At 66.1% G+C, this 14,436-nt stretch carries 19 protein-coding genes; 7 read left to right on the top strand and 12 right to left on the bottom strand.

Annotation, left to right across the window (positions count from 1 at the left end; all coding sequences use genetic code 11):
• Positions 1 to 408: 408 nt before the first annotated feature.
• From QM470_RS07715 to QM470_RS07700, 4 genes are all read left to right on the top strand, one after another.
• The gene (locus QM470_RS07715; protein ID WP_083520395.1) at positions 409 to 1,578 is read left to right on the top strand and encodes a hypothetical protein; all 1,170 of its coding nucleotides are present in this window, start codon (positions 409 to 411) and stop codon (positions 1,576 to 1,578) included.
• A 95-nt stretch (positions 1,579 to 1,673) separates the two neighbouring features.
• The gene (locus tag QM470_RS07710) at positions 1,674 to 2,042 is read left to right on the top strand and encodes a hypothetical protein (protein WP_225608562.1); all 369 of its coding nucleotides are present in this window, start codon (positions 1,674 to 1,676) and stop codon (positions 2,040 to 2,042) included.
• A gap of 72 nt (positions 2,043 to 2,114) precedes the next feature.
• A complete protein-coding gene (locus QM470_RS07705; RefSeq protein ID WP_283338879.1) occupies positions 2,115 to 2,873 on the top strand; it encodes a C39 family peptidase in 759 nt (252 codons plus the stop codon).
• Entirely contained in the window at positions 2,873 to 3,457 is a 585-nt protein-coding gene (locus QM470_RS07700) for a hypothetical protein (RefSeq protein ID WP_283338792.1), read from the top strand. The genes QM470_RS07705 and QM470_RS07700 overlap by 1 nt, the downstream gene beginning before the upstream one ends.
• A gap of 145 nt (positions 3,458 to 3,602) precedes the next feature.
• On the opposite strand, the gene QM470_RS07695 is transcribed toward QM470_RS07700, so the two are convergent.
• The 5 genes from QM470_RS07695 to QM470_RS07675 form a co-directional block, all read right to left on the bottom strand.
• A complete protein-coding gene (locus QM470_RS07695) occupies positions 3,603 to 4,013 on the bottom strand; it encodes a VOC family protein (protein WP_283338791.1) in 411 nt (136 codons plus the stop codon).
• A 38-nt stretch (positions 4,014 to 4,051) separates the two neighbouring features.
• A complete protein-coding gene (locus QM470_RS07690) occupies positions 4,052 to 4,558 on the bottom strand; it encodes a GNAT family N-acetyltransferase (RefSeq protein WP_283338790.1) in 507 nt (168 codons plus the stop codon).
• Positions 4,559 to 4,639: 81 nt separating this feature from the next.
• The gene (locus tag QM470_RS07685) at positions 4,640 to 5,128 is read right to left on the bottom strand and encodes a DUF2214 domain-containing protein (RefSeq protein WP_283338789.1); all 489 of its coding nucleotides are present in this window, start codon (positions 5,126 to 5,128) and stop codon (positions 4,640 to 4,642) included.
• A gap of 6 nt (positions 5,129 to 5,134) precedes the next feature.
• Positions 5,135 to 5,548 carry a DUF6152 family protein gene (locus tag QM470_RS07680; protein WP_283338788.1) on the bottom strand — a complete coding sequence of 138 codons (414 nt, stop codon included), beginning with the start codon at positions 5,546 to 5,548 and terminating at the stop codon, positions 5,135 to 5,137.
• 65 nt (positions 5,549 to 5,613) lie between these two features.
• Positions 5,614 to 6,075: an SRPBCC family protein gene (locus QM470_RS07675; RefSeq protein ID WP_283338787.1), complete on the bottom strand. Its 462-nt coding sequence runs from the start codon at positions 6,073 to 6,075 to the stop codon at positions 5,614 to 5,616.
• Between the two features lie 223 nt (positions 6,076 to 6,298).
• Between QM470_RS07675 and QM470_RS07670 the strand changes: the two genes are divergently transcribed.
• Entirely contained in the window at positions 6,299 to 8,014 is a 1,716-nt protein-coding gene (locus QM470_RS07670) for a tannase/feruloyl esterase family alpha/beta hydrolase (protein WP_283338786.1), read from the top strand.
• A 56-nt stretch (positions 8,015 to 8,070) separates the two neighbouring features.
• Here QM470_RS07670 and QM470_RS07665 read toward each other — a convergent pair whose 3' ends face one another.
• From QM470_RS07665 to QM470_RS07640, 6 genes are all read right to left on the bottom strand, one after another.
• Entirely contained in the window at positions 8,071 to 8,706 is a 636-nt protein-coding gene (locus QM470_RS07665; RefSeq protein ID WP_283338785.1) for a DUF938 domain-containing protein, read from the bottom strand.
• Between the two features lie 190 nt (positions 8,707 to 8,896).
• The gene (locus tag QM470_RS07660; RefSeq protein WP_283338784.1) at positions 8,897 to 9,952 is read right to left on the bottom strand and encodes a TerB family tellurite resistance protein; all 1,056 of its coding nucleotides are present in this window, start codon (positions 9,950 to 9,952) and stop codon (positions 8,897 to 8,899) included.
• A 243-nt stretch (positions 9,953 to 10,195) separates the two neighbouring features.
• Positions 10,196 to 10,648, bottom strand: coding sequence for an SRPBCC domain-containing protein (locus QM470_RS07655; RefSeq protein WP_283338783.1), 453 nt, complete (start codon positions 10,646 to 10,648; stop codon positions 10,196 to 10,198).
• Between the two features lie 171 nt (positions 10,649 to 10,819).
• Positions 10,820 to 11,161: a putative quinol monooxygenase gene (locus tag QM470_RS07650; RefSeq protein WP_283338782.1), complete on the bottom strand. Its 342-nt coding sequence runs from the start codon at positions 11,159 to 11,161 to the stop codon at positions 10,820 to 10,822.
• A 320-nt stretch (positions 11,162 to 11,481) separates the two neighbouring features.
• Entirely contained in the window at positions 11,482 to 11,643 is a 162-nt protein-coding gene (locus tag QM470_RS07645) for a hypothetical protein (protein ID WP_172591833.1), read from the bottom strand.
• A 28-nt stretch (positions 11,644 to 11,671) separates the two neighbouring features.
• Positions 11,672 to 11,830: a transcription initiation factor TFIID subunit D10 gene (locus QM470_RS07640; protein WP_083520394.1), complete on the bottom strand. Its 159-nt coding sequence runs from the start codon at positions 11,828 to 11,830 to the stop codon at positions 11,672 to 11,674.
• 236 nt (positions 11,831 to 12,066) lie between these two features.
• Here QM470_RS07640 and QM470_RS07635 point away from each other — a divergent pair, with 236 nt between their 5' ends.
• A complete protein-coding gene (locus QM470_RS07635; RefSeq protein ID WP_283338781.1) occupies positions 12,067 to 12,291 on the top strand; it encodes a hypothetical protein in 225 nt (74 codons plus the stop codon).
• Positions 12,278 to 12,604, top strand: a complete 327-nt coding sequence (locus tag QM470_RS07630) for a plasmid stabilization protein (protein ID WP_218333872.1) — start codon at positions 12,278 to 12,280, stop codon at positions 12,602 to 12,604. The genes QM470_RS07635 and QM470_RS07630 overlap by 14 nt, the downstream gene beginning before the upstream one ends.
• A gap of 212 nt (positions 12,605 to 12,816) precedes the next feature.
• Here the strand turns inward: QM470_RS07630 and QM470_RS07625 are convergent, their stop codons facing one another.
• A complete protein-coding gene (locus tag QM470_RS07625; protein WP_066535540.1) occupies positions 12,817 to 14,370 on the bottom strand; it encodes a fumarate hydratase in 1,554 nt (517 codons plus the stop codon).
• Positions 14,371 to 14,436 lie beyond the last annotated feature (66 nt).

Raw genomic sequence — 14,436 nt, 5'->3', positions numbered from 1 at the left:
GGAATTTCGGGCCCGGCGCAGGTCGGATGTCACATGCACGTGACGGTGTGGTTTATGTGATTTTTCTATCGATATGGCGTATCCATAAAGGGAAATACATGGTCTGAATGCGGGCCGTGCGGGGTGCTGCGCGATGCCGTTGGCATGCAGGAAAAGTCAGGTGGCCGGCGTGCCATGTCACACCCATGTGACAGACCGGAACGGTGGTGCGCGCCCTTGTGGAAGGCTTCTGGGGGTGTGGCAGCTCTCTACAACCAGAAACAAAAAAGAGCGAACCTCCTTCAGTCTCTACAAGCGATTTCAGCGCAGTGAGTACTGGCATAGAAGCTGCTAAGCGACCTCCGATCTGCGCCTGCGCAAATCACTCCTAGTCGGTTTTCATTCCTTTTTCCCTATTTCGGAGGACGTATGCAAAAGACACTTATGGCCACTGCTGTGGCAGTGTTGCTGGGGGCCAGCGGCGCGGTCATGGCCAACACCACGGATCAGGATACGGTGCTGGGCAACAACACATCGAACAGCACGATGAATGAGGACTACTCCAGCACCACCAACACCGCAACCACCACCACCACCACGCGCACTCCAGACAACAGCATCAACAAGAACTCCGGCGCTGCCACCGCCAGTGCTGCGCGTTCTGTCGCGCTGAACAACGGCGCCACCGGCAACTTCAGCAACGCGTTCAACGTGACCACGGCCGTGGCCAGCAGCAACCTGACCGGCTATGTGTCCGGCAATGCCATCAGCAATATCGGCAACTGGGCGACCAATGCCGGCAATGCCAATGGCGGTACCGGCAACGGCGGCACAGGTGGTGCGGGCTCCGGAGGAACGGCAGCTGGTAACGGCCAGGGCGGCTCCGGCGGTACCGGCAACGGTGCGGTGGGTGCCACGGGCGGTAGTGCCTCCAACGGCAGCAGCTCCGCAGGCGCCGCCAACAACCAGGGTGCGAGAGCCGGCAACGGTGCTTCGGGCAATGGCGGCGGAGCAGGCGGCGCCAACAGCGGTGGTCCCGCTTCCACCACCACCACAGCCGGTGCTGGCGGCGGCGGTGCTGGCAGCAGCGCTGGCGCCACGGGTGGCAGCGGCGGCCTGTTGGGTACGGGTGGTGCGGCCGACAACTCCAGCGGTGCCGCATCGGGTGGCGCAGGCTCGGCAACGGCCGGTGGCGGCTCGCCCATCAGCACCGGTGGGGAAGGCACCCGTACTGCAGGCAGCGGTAGCGGTGGTGCCGGTGGCAGCGCCACCAATGGCAGTGCGACCTCGGGCAGTGCCAGCAATGGCTCGGCCACCGCAGGCAACGGCGGCAATGGCGGCAACGGCACGGGCGGCACAGGTGGTGCAGGCAGCGCCACCAACACCGCCCATGGCGGCACCGGCGGCACCGGCGCAGGCGGCTCCGGCGGCGCAGGCGGCACCAACCGCGTGAACGCCGGTACCTTCAGCATGGCCAACACCATGACCAGCGTCGGCCAGTCGGCTGCCGGCATCATGATCGCCAGCCAGAACAGCGGCCTGTCTTCCATGGTGCAGCAAAGTGTGAACGTCCAGGCCAATCTGGCCGTGGGTCGTTAACGCGCAGCGGCTGCAACCCCCTGAGATGGCCGGGTGGCCATTTCAGGGGCGTGTTGCGGCAGTTCGACACTCTGTCCCCAGTGAAAGGAGCCGCCATGTGGGTCTCGATTTCGCACCGGTGCTGGCCATGGGTCTGCAGCCTGCTGCTGTATGGAGTGACGGCATTGCCCGCAGGGGCAGAGCCTTTGGCGGTCGTGGGTGCGTCCGCCGCGGAGTCGGCGTTCGGCACGCCCGTGCCAGCCAGCCAGCTGGCCGATGCGCGCGGTGGATCTTTTCACACCGAAAACCAGATGACATTGACCGGGACCACCAGTGGCAACAGTGCCCAGAACGTGATCACCGGCAGCAACGCCATCGAAGCCGGTTCCTTCGATCAGATGACCGGCCTGCCGGTGGTGATCCAGAACTCGGGCGCCAATGTGCTGATCCAGAACGCCGTCATCGTCAATTTGCAAATGCAGTGAACCGCGCGCACTGCGCTTTCATTGCCGGGGGAGCTTGCCATGCCCGCACCATCCTCGTTGTTGTTCCTGGCCATGCTGCGCGCGGGGCAGCAGGCGCCGGGTTTTCGCGGCTTCCGCCGGGGGCTGGGGTTGGCTTGCGGCCTGATTGCCGCAGGGGCGGCGCAGGCGGCCGAGCCTGCCGTCGCTGCGCCTGCCGACGCCGGCCAGGGCTACGCCTACTTTGCATCGCTGGGCCAAGGCAGCGTGCGCCTGCCCATCACCAGTTTGCGGGATGGCCGCCTGGCCCGCACACTGATCCAGCAGTACGACTTCAGCTGTGGCTCGGCGGCCCTGGCCACCTTGCTGACCCACCATTACGGCATGGCCACCACCGAGCAGGCGGTGTTCGAGTACATGTTTGCGACGGGCGACCAGGCCAAGATCCAGAAGGAAGGCTTTTCGCTGCTGGACATGAAGCGCTATCTGGCGCAATGGGGCATGCAGGCCGATGGCTTTGCCCTGGGGCTGGAAAAACTGGCCGAAGCGCGTACGCCGGCCATTGTGCTGATCAATGAAAACGGCTACCAGCACTTCGTGGTGATCAAGGGGCTGGAAAAAGACCGTGTGTTGCTGGGCGACCCCGCCCAGGGGACGCGCGCCATGTCGCGCACGCAGTTTGACGCCGTGTGGCCCAGCCGCCTGCTGTTCGTGATCCACAACCGGATCGGGCAGGGTCAGTTCAATCTGGCGCAGGACTGGCAGGTGGCGCCGCGCAGTCCGCTGGCGCAGGGCCTCAGCCGCGACAGCCTGAGCGCCATCACCTTGCCCAAGCATGGCGTGGGAGACTTCTGATGTCCCGCCAACACCTTCCTGCATGGTGCGTGGCCAGCCTGGTGCTGGCGGCGGCCGCACCTGCGCTGCAGGCCCAGGAAATTCCGGAAACCACGGTGCGGGCATCTGCCGGGTCCTCCAGGGCGGGAGAGCAGATCTGGCACACGGTGCCCGACGCGCAGCTGGACCGCATGCGTGGCGGTTTCGATGTGGGCGGCGGGCTGATGGTCTCGCTGGGCATCCAGCAAGCCACCTACATCAATGGCCAGCTGGTGACCCAGACCGCGATTGCGCTGACCCAGCTGAACCAGCTCACCTCCGCCCAGGCCGCCACCTTGCGCGAGCGGCTCAATACCTTGACGGTGGTGCAGAACGGCCCCGGTAATCGTTATGGCGCGATCCAGAGCCCGGCCGATGGCAGTGCGCTGGTCAGCCAGATTGCTGGAGCGGGTGCGGGGACGGTGATCCAGAACAGCCTGAGCGGCCAGCGCATCCAGCAGCTGACCACCATCGATGCCAGCTCCAACGGCATGGGGCTGCTGCGTGCTGGCCAGTGGCAGCAGACGCTGCGTGACAGCATGGGGGCAGTGGGCGGCATGCGCTGAGCGCCCTGAGCGCCCTGAGGGCACTGATGGCACCGGGGCTGCCCGCGCCCGGTGCTGGCCGGGCCCGTGCCATGTACAAGGTCCTGCCTTCCTGCCCGCAAGCCGCGTCTGGCATCAGGTCCGCAGGCAGGCCAGGTGGGTGTCGCTACGCCTGCTCGGCGTTGCCGCTTGCCACCGGTGTGCACAGCTCCACCAGCGTGCCGTCCGGACAGCGCACATAGGACACGGTCTGCCCCCAGGGCTTGGCCGTGGGGGCTGACAGTTCGGCGGCACCTGCGGACAGGGCCTGTGCATGGGCGCCCGCCACATCGGCCGTGACCAGCGCAATTTCAAACCCCAGGGGCTGGGGGGAGGAATGGGCTGCCACATGGCCGCCCGGGAAGTTGCTGTCTCCCAGAGCATGGGCGGCAAAGGCCAGGGTGGTGGCGCCGGTATCCAGCTCGCCATAGGTGCCGGAATCGTGCACAAAGCGCAGGCGCAGGCCGAAGGCCCGCTGCCAGAAATCGAGTGAGGTGGCCACATCGGGCACGTAGATGATGGTGTATCCCAGTTGCATGGTGTGTTCCTGCATGGCGTGGTCGCTGTGCCCCGGGTTCAGTGGGGGCCGAATGCCGCATGGTAGGCGACCTCGCCCGATGCCTTGGTGTTCCCAAAAGCCAGCACCTGGAAGTAGGGCGCGGGGATACCGGCAAAAACGCACTCGGCACGGTGGGCGAAGCCAAAGCGGCCATAGTAGGCAGGCTCTCCCAGCACTACGCAGCCGGCGGCACCCCGGGCACGCAGCAGGTCCAGCCCTTGCTGCACCAGGGCAGCGCCTACTCCCTGGCCTTGGTGCTGGGGCGCAACCGCGATTGGGCCCAGGCCGTACCAGCCCGCACTGCCGTCGGAAAAAGTGACCGGCGAAAAGGCCGCATGACCGATCACCTGCCCATCCTGCTCTGCCACCAGCGACAGCGTGAGCGCCCCCGCCGCGCGCAGGCGCGCAATGATCAGGTGCTCGGTCTGGTCGCTGTGCGGGTGGTGCTGGAATGCGGCACGGGTGGTGCGGTCGATGGCGTCCACATCAGCGGCAGTTTCATGGCGGATGGAAAAACGGGGCATGGCAAAACGCAAGGCAATGATTGCGGTGGAGCGTGACAGAGAACCAAGCGTGCATTGTGCCGCCCAGCAGGGGGCGGAGGCTCAGAGAAAGCCGATCCAGCGGCCCGCCAGCACCATGGCCAGCCACAGCAGCAACGACAGGGCTGCACGGCAGCGCACCGCCACGGAGGGCGCCGCAGCGTGCTGCGCGCGGGCCAACCAGCCGATCGCCCCATGCTGCCAGGCGATATTGCCCAGGGCCAGCACCAGCAAGGCCAGCTTGCATTGGAAAGCGGTGTTGAAGGCGTAATCCACCGGGCGCACGCTGAACAGCCACAGACCGGTCAGCAGTGCCAGCGCCAGGCCCAGGGCGGCCATGGGCTGCAACACCGGCCGCAATGCAGCCAAGGGCACCTGGCGCCACAGCCCCAGCAGGCGCAGATCCAGCGGCACGATGACGCCCACCAGCAAGCCCAGGCCCAGGATGTGGGCGGCATTCACCCACAGATAGGCCGTGCCCGATGCCTGCAGCCAGCGTGCGCCAGGCCACAGGGACAGCGCCTCCAGGGCCTGCAGCAATGCCGGTGGCATGGGGGCTCAGTCCTGGATGCGCTCAGGGTACATATCGTAGTTTTTACCCCCTACGGTGATGCGCACGGCTTTCATGTGCAGTGCCTGGGCATCCTTGCTGCGGTTACCGCGCACGGTGATGGCGTCGCCGACCTGTGCCGTGTTGCCGGTAAAACCCGAGCGCTCGGTCTGCGACGGATTGCCCAGGTCCACCTGCCAGCGCCCGCCATCGGCTGCCTGGACGGTCAACACAGGGTGGGGCGGCGCCATGGAAATGCGTGCAATCTGGCCTTGCAACGTCATCTGTTCGCCTTCGGCCCAGGACCAGCCATGGTGTGCCTGGGCCGTGACTGTGCCCAGCAGCAGCGCAGTGGCCGCGGCCAGGCGGGACAGGGGCTGCAGGCGGCGCTGCGGCCCGGTGCGGTGGGGCAATGGGGTCATCGGAGCCTCCTTGCAGACGTTAGGGTGAGGGAGCCGGGGCGCGGACTGCGCCGTGCGGGGGATGGTCAGCTTGCGTGCATTTCCTGCGCCTCACACAATGCCTTGAGCCGTTGCAGCGCGCGCGGGTAGGTGTCGTGCATGTATTGCACATAGTCGGCCACGGTGTCCACTTCCACCCGCAACTCGGTGCCGCCGGCAGGCAGATCACGCAGGTGGAAGTTCTCGTAGGCCGGTGCCCAGGCCAGTACCTGGGGGCTGTGGGTGTCGTCCACACCCTGGCGGATCTCGCCCAGGTGGCGGATGGACAGCAGGGTGCCTTCGCGCCGCTCGGCAATTTCGGAGGTCATGCCATCGCCGCTGGGCGCCAGGAAACGGATTCTGGCGCCTTGCTCCCATGAACCTTCGTAGCTGGAGCCTTCGCAGAAGGCGGACGTCCAGTCGCGGTAGCCGTCCGGTGACTGCATGGTCAGCCACACCCTGCTGCGTGGGGCGGCGATGCTCACCGCAAAGTACAGGCGTTGTGTCATGGCAGCGGTCCTCCGGTTTGCAGGATGGCTCCATGGTAGAGCGCCTGCGGCACCGGCACATCCCTCATGCCTGCTGGCGGTACGGGTTTGCTGCAGTGCGGCGCCATGCTGGAAAACCATGTACAGACATTCCCGCAGACCCGCCCCAGAGGCCGCAGTGACAGGGCCGTGCGCCAGAATAATGGCTGCCGCACTTTTTCCTTTCACATCTGGCGGAGGCGACATGGCGGTGGACTTTGCAGCGGGAACACGGGGGAGCTACGGTGGTGGGCTGGTGGTGACGGCCATGGGCCTGCTGCTGGCGGGTTGCGGCACTGCGCCGCCGCAGTTGCCGGCCCAGCCGCTGGCATGCAGCGCCTTGCAGGGCCGGCAGGTGCCGGCCGGGCAGATCGGCTTGGCCACCCAGGGCGCGCTGGTCACCCAGGCGCAGGAGGTGGCGGCGGCAGGCGAAGGCGCTGCGGCCGTGGAGGCCTATTGCAAACTGCTGGTGGATATCCGTCCGGTGGACCCGGCGGCCCCCATGATCAAGGCGCAGTTCAATTTGCCGCAGCAATGGAACGGCAAGGCGTTGATGGGCGGCGGCGGCGGGTACAACGGCACCATCCCCAGCATGACAGGCAACTACGCGGCCGGACCGGCGCGCACGCCGGTGCCGCTGGCCCAGGGCTATGCCACGTTCTCCAGCGATTCGGGCCACCAGGCAGGGGCCACCACCAGCCGCGACGGCAGCTTTGGCAGCAACGACGAGGCGGTGCGCAACTTCAGCGGCGATGCCCTGAAGAAGACCCGCGATGTGGCGGCCCAGCTCATCGGCTGGCACTACGGCAAGCTGCCTGCGCGCTGGTATTTTGTGGGCGGCTCCACCGGCGGGCGTGAAGCCCTGGCCGTGGCACAGCGCTGGCCCAAGGATTTTGATGGCGTGATTGCCTGGTACCCGGCCTGGAACGCTGCGGCACTGGATTTGCAGTTTGGCCGTATCACCCGTGCCCTGGCCCAGCCTGGCGCTTACCCCAACCAGGCACAGCGTGCGCAGCTCCTGCGTGCTGCGCTCCAGACCTGCGACAAGCTCGACGGGGTCGAGGATGGCGTGGTGTCCAACGTGGCCGCCTGCAACCGCCAGTTCGACCCGGCCACCGCCCTGGTGGACGGCAAGCCGCTGCGCTGTGAAGGCGGGCGCGCTGCGGGCGACCACTGCCTGGCCGATGCGCAGATCACGGCGCTGAAGGTGATGGACAGTCCCATCACCTTCAGCCGTCCGCTGGGCAGTGGCGAAACACAGTATCCCGGCTTCAACCTCTGGGGGGCCGATCTGGGTCTGGCGCGTGGCACGCCGCAAGCGCCCACCATCACGCTGCTGGCACTGGGTACCGGCCAGCCTGGCAGTCCGATGCCGCTGACAGCGCCCTATCACAGCGTGTTCTGGGACCAGTGGGTGCGCTTCTTCGTCACGCGCGATGCGCAGTTCAACAGCCTGACGCTGGACCCGCAGGCCCCCGGCCCCTGGCAGGCGCGCATCGATGCCTTGACCCGGCTGCAGGACATCAACCGCACGGACTTGTCCGCCTTCCGCGCACGCGGTGGCAAGCTGCTGATGGCGCATGGCACGGCCGATGTGCTGGTCAGCACCCGGGCCACGCAGCAGTACTACCAGCGCATGGTGCAGAGCATGGGCCAGGCGGCGGTGCGCGACTTTGCCCGCTACTACGAGGTGCCGGGGTATGGCCACGCGGTCAGCGGGATCTACAACGCTGCATGGGACAGCCTGGCGGTGCTGGATGCCTGGGTCGCACAGGGCCAGGCCCCGCAGGCGCAGGTGGTGGAAGACACCGTGGGGCAGCCGGGCCGCACCCGCCCGCTGTGCGAGTACCCCGGTTGGCCGCGCTACAACGGCAGTGGCGATGTGAACGCCGCCGCCAGCTTTCGCTGCGTGAGCGAATAGGTGCTTCACCCACCTCCGCACCACACCGCCGGCCGGCGGTGGTGCGGGCCCGGCCATCAGCCTTTGCGGAACACCAGCGTGCGGTTGTTGGCCGGCATGGCATGGTCCTGCACCAGCTCCAGCCCATGGAGGCTGCCCAGTGCCTGCAGGGCTTCCAGGTCGCGGATACCGCTGGCGGCGTCGCGCTGGCGCAGCCAGGCATCGAAAGCGCGGTTGCTGTCGCTGGTGAACTGGCCGCTGTAGTTAAACGGGCCGTAGACGGCGAACACGCCGCCCGTGGGCAGATGGGCACCCACCAGCGCGAACATGCGCTCCACCAGCGGCCAGGCCACGATGTGGCAGGTGTTGCTGGTGAACACCGCGTCGAATGCACCGTCGGCCGTCTGCGGCCAGGGGCTGCTGCGCAGATCAAAGGCCAGCGGCGCACGCAGATTGGCGGCGGGCTGGGAGGCATGCCAGGCAAGGATGCCCGTGTGGTGCTCGGGCAGGTCGCTGGTCTGCCACACCAGCTGCGGCAGGCGGGGAGCCATGTACACGCTGTGCTGACCGGTGCCCGAGCCGATTTCCAGCACCTGCCGCCGATCGGCAAAGACCTGTTCCAGCACCGCCAGAATGGGCGCCTGGTTGTTGGCGCAGGCCTGGGAGAAAGGGCGCTCGGCGGGCGTGTCGGGGTGGGGGGTGAACGGATGCATGCGGGAGAGAGGCGGGGTGTCGGGGAGTGACATTGTCCGTGCCAAAGTGCCTCGGCGACCGATGGCCCTATGACGCTGTGGCACTGTTGCACAAGTGTGCCGGGGCCGCGTGCCGATGCAGTGCATGGAGCGCGCACGACCGGCTTCCTGCCCGTGCACCCCCATGACCGCAGCCGGGCCCTGGCAGCCTTCAGCCGCCGCGCACCATCTGCAGGATCTTGGCGGTGTTCAGCCCGCGAGCGGTTTCCTGCATCTGGGGCAGGTAATGGGCCTGCAGCTGGCGGCCATCGCGCATCACATGCTGGTAGGCGCTCTTCAGCATCTCGGTGCTCAGGGTGCGGCCGCCAGCGTAGTACTGGTTGGCCACATGGCCCAGGGCGTAGGTGCTGGCAAAGCTCATGCCGCTGCTCACGGCCTGTTTGCCCAGGCCGCCGAAGATGCCTTTGCCGGCCTTGCCCAGCAGGCCGCCCAGCAGCTTGCGGCCGGCTTCTTCCAGATACTGCGAGGTCAGGCCCACGCCTAGCGCTGCCAGCAGGTCCTTGATGTGGCCCTTGTCCAGCTCGTAGCCGTAGCTCTGGCCGATCTGGTAGACCAGCCGCATCTGCAGCGGAATGATGGCCAGGGTCGACAGGTTTTCCGGCAGCAACTCGATGGCGCCGTTCAGGATGGCCGCTTTCAGAATCTTGCTGTCCATCTCGGTGGCGGACAGATTGCCGGGACGGCGCTGCGCCGCCGCACACAGCGGGTCTACCGCCGTGGGGTGGGGCACCGGTTCTTGTGGGGGCAGGGTGCCCACATCGGGCAGCTGGGCCGTCAGCGGGGCGTCGGCCACGGTCTGTGCCTGGCTGTCGAAGCTGCTGGCGGCACCGGCATAGCCGGCCACTGCGGTGGCTGCATTGCTGGCGTTGCCGGTGCCGCTGGCACCCATGCACCAGGCCTGGCGCAGCTGGGCCAGAAAGTCCTGTTCCTTGGGGCTGGTGTGGCCATCGGCCTCGCACACGCAGACCGCCATTTCATAGGCCAGCTGGCGTGCTTCGGGGGTGGAGAGCTGGGCCAGCACGGCGGGCAACTGCACACGGCGCAGCAGCACATCCTGGTACAGGCCGGGCAGGTTCACCTGCTGGTCACCGGCCAGACCTTCGGCCACCTGGCGGATCTGTTCGCGCTCGCGATCGTGCTTCTCGCCATCGGCGAAGGACGCCAGGAGGCAGATGGTCAGGGTGGCGCGAATGTCTTCAGAGGTCATGGTGTTCCCAGGTAGGTGAAGGGGTCCAGATGGGAGTGCTGCGCAGGCAGCTGGTTCCGTGCACGCCAAGGCGCTGTCTGAAAAGACAGCGGCCTGTGCACGTGCAAGGCATGGGAGCGGCCTGTTGGTGATGAGTTCTGGTGGGCCGCGGCGACCAAGGTCGGATCTGCAGATGCTGCCGCTGGTCGCCGTTCAAATCAGTTTACGTGCGCAGCAGGCAGTTTGAAAAGCGCATGCAGATATTCAGTCCCGACCGCTGGGCATCTGTGCGGCCACTTCGGCCTGCCAGCGGTCCAGGTTCTGTTCGTTGGCGGGGACCACCACGGCCTGCACGGCGGCCGCCACGTCGGCACTGTCAAACACCTGCTCCCAGTCCACGCGGGTGCCGGGCTGGCCGTCGGACGGATGGTTTGTCAGCGTGATGGTCAGGCGGAAATGCGGGTGGTTCAGATGGCGGATGACCACGCGGTCGGGTGCATCCACGGTCTCGAACACCGATTCGTTGGCGTAGTGCCTGCCGTCCGGCCCGTGCATGGTGAAGCGCCACATGCCACCGCTCTCGACCTCGCATTCGGCGAAGGTGTTGTGGAACCCGGCTGGTCCCCACCAGCGGGCCAACCGGACGGGATCGGCCAGGGCGGCAAACACGGTGTCGGGCGCAGCGGCAAAGTGCCGGTGGGTGTGAAAGCGGGTCATATCGCACTCCTGGTGGCGGGCGAGACTGCGGCCATGGCCGCGCTGCGCGCAGGGGATGGCCCTATGGGAGCACCGCCGGGGCCAATCGGCAAGAGGTGGCCCGTTTCCAGCAGGGTTTTCTGACTGTCCTGAGTCCGACGCCCGGCGAAGCCCGCAAGCCTGGGCCTGCCGTCAGGCTTCGGCCTCGGCCTGTGCAGGAGTGCGGGCGGCAGGGCACCACTCCGTTCCAGGCAGGACGTCCATCAGCAGGAACTGGCCGGGCTGGCTCTGGTGGCGGTCGATCTGCGGCACCAGACGCTGGAAATGCTCGGTGGCGCAGTGTGTGTCCAGCGCCGCGCGGTCGGGCCAGGTTTCGATGAAGGTGAAATGCCCCGGATCCTTCTGGTCCACAAACAACTCGTAGGACAGGCACAGTGGCTCCTGCCTGGTTTTTTCCACCAGTTCGCGGTACAGCGGCAGCACGGTGGCAATGTGTTCCGGGCGGATGAAGTCTTGGGCAATCACTTTGAGCATGGGGCGGGGTTCCTGGTGGGGCGGGGAGCGCATTGGCGGTGGCAACGTGCTGCGCCATGCCCTCCTGCATGCTGCTGAACCTATCACACCCGGGTGGGCACGCTGAAGGGCCTTCAGCGATGCGGCAAGGGGACCGGCCACCATGCCATGCGGAGCAGAAGTCTCTGTGTGCCAGCCTCAGCGGGGGCCGCCTGCCTGCAGCCGCCATCGCTACCACCACAGCATCAGCACCGCTATGGCGGGCCACCACGTCCCCGGTTTCAATGCTGTACCCACAAAAAGGCCCGCTGTCGGTCAGCGGGCCGGTGGTGCCAGCGCGGTCAGTGCATCTGCTCATGGAGCGGTGGCGGGGCTTCGGTGCCCAACTGGCGCTTGTTGCATTTGCTCTGCTGCTGGCTGTATTTGGCCTCGTGCAAGGGCTGTCCCATCTGCAAAGGCCAGGGGGACTGGCTGGGCAACTGCTCCGGGCGCAAACCGGTCATTGCAGCGGCTTCCGTCCCCGCCAGGGTGCTAGCGCTGTTGCTGGGGTTGCTGCTTGGAGGGTTGCCCGGGCTGCTGTTGCCCGGGAGATTGCTGCTGTTGCTGCTTCTCCTTGGGCTGGCCCGGTTGTTGGCCGGGTTGTTGTGGTTGCTGGTTCACTTGGTTCTGCGGGTTGTGCTGCTGTTGCATGGCAAAAAGCTCCTTCAGTGGTGAACGACAGGCCGGGGCGGCCTGTCCGACAGATCGGGGCGAGCTGTCTGGTGCCACCTTCGCCGCATTTGGAAGCCACTTTGTAAGCGTGGGGCTTACATATTTTCCCTTGGGCGCCCGAGGGAACTCGGGCGCTGTGCTCTGTCCCCGAATGGAACGTTTTTTTACGCAATCACACAATGATGTCGTTCAAGGTGGAGGCAAGGAGGTTTTTCATGCCCTTGCATCTGTCTGCCGCTACGCCCGCCATGCCCAACCCCCATGTCCCGAACGAGCCCCTGCTGCCGCCGGATCCGGACAAGGTTCCGGGCCGTCCCGAGCCCGTGGCGCCGCCTGCGCCGATTGACCCACCGGTCACGGCGCCGCCGATCCGGTTGCCGCCGCAGCCGGAGCCTCCATCGCCATCACCCAGCCAAGGAGCACGCCATGCCACGCGGTGACAAGTCGGCCTATACCGACAAACAAAAGCGCCAGGCCCGCCACATCGAGGAAAGCTACGAGGAACGCGGTGTGGACCCTGACAAAGCGGCCGAAATTGCCTGGGCCACGGTGAACAAGGAAACCGGCGGTGGCAAGCTGTCGGGCTCCGGCCGGGGGCACCCGGTGGACCGTGTCTCGGCCCGCAAAGGCGGGCGCATCGGCGGTGCCGCATCCGCGGCGCGCACGCCCGAAGAGCGGTCGGCTTCGGCCCGGAAGGCGGCGGCAACGCGCAAGCGCAATGCCGAGGCCAAACGGGCTGCGTCGGCGAAATAGCGCGATCCAGGCCGCACAAGCGCCGCATCAGGGCCGTATCAGAGCCGCAGAATGCGCATTCCCCATGTCATCTGGCTGAGGGTTTTCGCATTGCTCCGTGAAGAGATTGCGGGCGATTTTTTTCGGGTGGATGAGGCCGTTGAAAGGTGTGGGCAGGTACCCAATAAAAAACCGCCCGAAGGCGGTTTTTCATGCAGGCAGCAGCGGAGTGGTTACGCACCGGCCACTTCAATGCCCTTGAATTCGCCGGTGGCAATCTTTTCCTTCCAGACGGCAGGGCCGGTGATGTGGGCGCTGGTGCCGCCGGCATCCACGGCCACCGTGACGGGCATGTCGACCACGTCGAATTCGTAGATGGCTTCCATGCCCAGGTCTTCAAAGCCCACCACCTTGGCGTGCTTGATGGCCTTGGAGACCAGGTAGGCGGCGCCGCCCACGGCCATCAGGTAGGCGCTCTTGTGCTTCTTGATGGCTTCGATGGCGACGGGGCCGCGCTCGGACTTGCCGATCATCGAGATCAGGCCGGTCTGCGATAGCATCATCTCGGTGAACTTGTCCATGCGGGTGGCTGTGGTGGGGCCGGCCGGGCCGACCACTTCGTCGCGCACGGGGTCCACGGGGCCCACGTAGTAGATCACGCGGTTGGTGAAGTCCACGGGCAGCTTTTCACCCTTGGCCAGCATGTCCTGGATGCGCTTGTGGGCGGCATCACGGCCGGTCAGCATCTTGCCGTTGAGCAAGATGGTGTCGCCGGGCTTCCAGCTGGCGACTTCTTCCTTGGTCAGGGTGTTCAGGTCCACGCGCTTGGACTTGTTGTAGTCGGGCGCCCAGTCGATCTTGGGCCAGCTGTCCAGCGAAGGCGCGTCCAGGTACACCGGCCCGGAGCCGTCCATCACAAAGTGGGCGTGGCGGGTGGCAGCGCAGTTCGGGATCATGGCCACGGGCTTGGAGGCCGCGTGCGTGGGGTACATATTGATTTTGACGTCCAGCACCGTGGTCAGGCCGCCCAGGCCTTGGGCGCCGATGCCCAGGGCATTGATCTTTTCGAACAGCTCCAGACGCAGCTTTTCCACGTCATCCAGCTCTGCACCGCTGGCAGCCTTGGCCTGCAGCTCGTACATGTTCAGGTCTTCCATCAGGCTTTCCTTGGCCAGCAAGACGGCTTTTTCTGCCGTGCCGCCAATGCCGATGCCGATCATGCCGGGAGGGCACCAGCCTGCGCCCATGGTGGGGATGGTCTTGAGCACCCATTCCACCAGATCGTCGCTGGGGTTCATCATGATCATCTTGGACTTGTTCTCGGAGCCGCCGCCCTTGGCGGCCACGGTCACGTCCACCTTGTCGCCGGGCACGATCTGCACATTGATCACGGCGGGGGTGTTGTCCTTGGTGTTCTTGCGCTTGAAGTGGGGGTCGGCCACCACGGACGCACGCAGCGTGTTGTCGGGGTGGTTGTAGCCACGGCGCACACCTTCGTTGATGGCGTCTTCCAGGCCCATGGTGAAGCCTTCCCACTTGACGTCCATGCCCACCTTCAGGAACACGTTGACGATGCCGGTGTCCTGGCAGATGGGGCGCTGGCCGGTGGCGGCCATCTTGGAGTTGGTCAGGATCTGTGCCATCGCATCCTTGGCCGCAGGGCTTTGCTCACGCTCGTAGGCGCGGGCCAGATGCTGGATGAAATCCGGCGTGTGGTAGTAGCTGATGTACTGGAGGGCACCTGCGATCGAGTCGATCAGGTCCTGCTGGCGGATGGAGGTCGTCATCGTGAAGCTTCTCTGTTATGGGTGCGCAGGGGCTGCGCTCGGAAAACCTGCTGATTATCCGCGCTA

Origin of the sequence: Comamonas sp. 17RB (genome assembly GCF_030056555.1) — a bacterium.
In the GTDB taxonomy this organism is placed as follows: Bacteria; Pseudomonadota; Gammaproteobacteria; order Burkholderiales; family Burkholderiaceae_C; genus Comamonas; species Comamonas terrigena.
This window is presented reverse-complemented; position numbering and strand designations above follow the sequence as displayed.

Coding starts and splice junctions, on each gene's coding strand:
- QM470_RS07655 (WP_283338783.1), bottom strand. CDS start 10,648: ATGACCCGCTTTCACACCCACCGGCACTTTGCCGCTGCGCCCGACACC.
- QM470_RS07630 (WP_218333872.1), top strand. CDS start 12,278: ATGCCACGCGGTGACAAGTCGGCCTATACCGACAAACAAAAGCGCCAG.
- QM470_RS07705 (WP_283338879.1), top strand. CDS start 2,115: ATGCTGCGCGCGGGGCAGCAGGCGCCGGGTTTTCGCGGCTTCCGCCGG.
- QM470_RS07685 (WP_283338789.1), bottom strand. CDS start 5,128: ATGCCACCGGCATTGCTGCAGGCCCTGGAGGCGCTGTCCCTGTGGCCT.
- QM470_RS07710 (WP_225608562.1), top strand. CDS start 1,674: ATGTGGGTCTCGATTTCGCACCGGTGCTGGCCATGGGTCTGCAGCCTG.
- QM470_RS07715 (WP_083520395.1), top strand. CDS start 409: ATGCAAAAGACACTTATGGCCACTGCTGTGGCAGTGTTGCTGGGGGCC.
- QM470_RS07640 (WP_083520394.1), bottom strand. CDS start 11,830: ATGCAACAGCAGCACAACCCGCAGAACCAAGTGAACCAGCAACCACAA.
- QM470_RS07675 (WP_283338787.1), bottom strand. CDS start 6,075: ATGACACAACGCCTGTACTTTGCGGTGAGCATCGCCGCCCCACGCAGC.
- QM470_RS07650 (WP_283338782.1), bottom strand. CDS start 11,161: ATGCTCAAAGTGATTGCCCAAGACTTCATCCGCCCGGAACACATTGCC.
- QM470_RS07660 (WP_283338784.1), bottom strand. CDS start 9,952: ATGACCTCTGAAGACATTCGCGCCACCCTGACCATCTGCCTCCTGGCG.
- QM470_RS07700 (WP_283338792.1), top strand. CDS start 2,873: ATGTCCCGCCAACACCTTCCTGCATGGTGCGTGGCCAGCCTGGTGCTG.
- QM470_RS07670 (WP_283338786.1), top strand. CDS start 6,299: ATGGCGGTGGACTTTGCAGCGGGAACACGGGGGAGCTACGGTGGTGGG.
- QM470_RS07680 (WP_283338788.1), bottom strand. CDS start 5,548: ATGACCCCATTGCCCCACCGCACCGGGCCGCAGCGCCGCCTGCAGCCC.
- QM470_RS07695 (WP_283338791.1), bottom strand. CDS start 4,013: ATGCAACTGGGATACACCATCATCTACGTGCCCGATGTGGCCACCTCA.
- QM470_RS07690 (WP_283338790.1), bottom strand. CDS start 4,558: ATGCCCCGTTTTTCCATCCGCCATGAAACTGCCGCTGATGTGGACGCC.
- QM470_RS07625 (WP_066535540.1), bottom strand. CDS start 14,370: ATGACGACCTCCATCCGCCAGCAGGACCTGATCGACTCGATCGCAGGT.
- QM470_RS07645 (WP_172591833.1), bottom strand. CDS start 11,643: ATGACCGGTTTGCGCCCGGAGCAGTTGCCCAGCCAGTCCCCCTGGCCT.
- QM470_RS07665 (WP_283338785.1), bottom strand. CDS start 8,706: ATGCATCCGTTCACCCCCCACCCCGACACGCCCGCCGAGCGCCCTTTC.
- QM470_RS07635 (WP_283338781.1), top strand. CDS start 12,067: ATGCCCTTGCATCTGTCTGCCGCTACGCCCGCCATGCCCAACCCCCAT.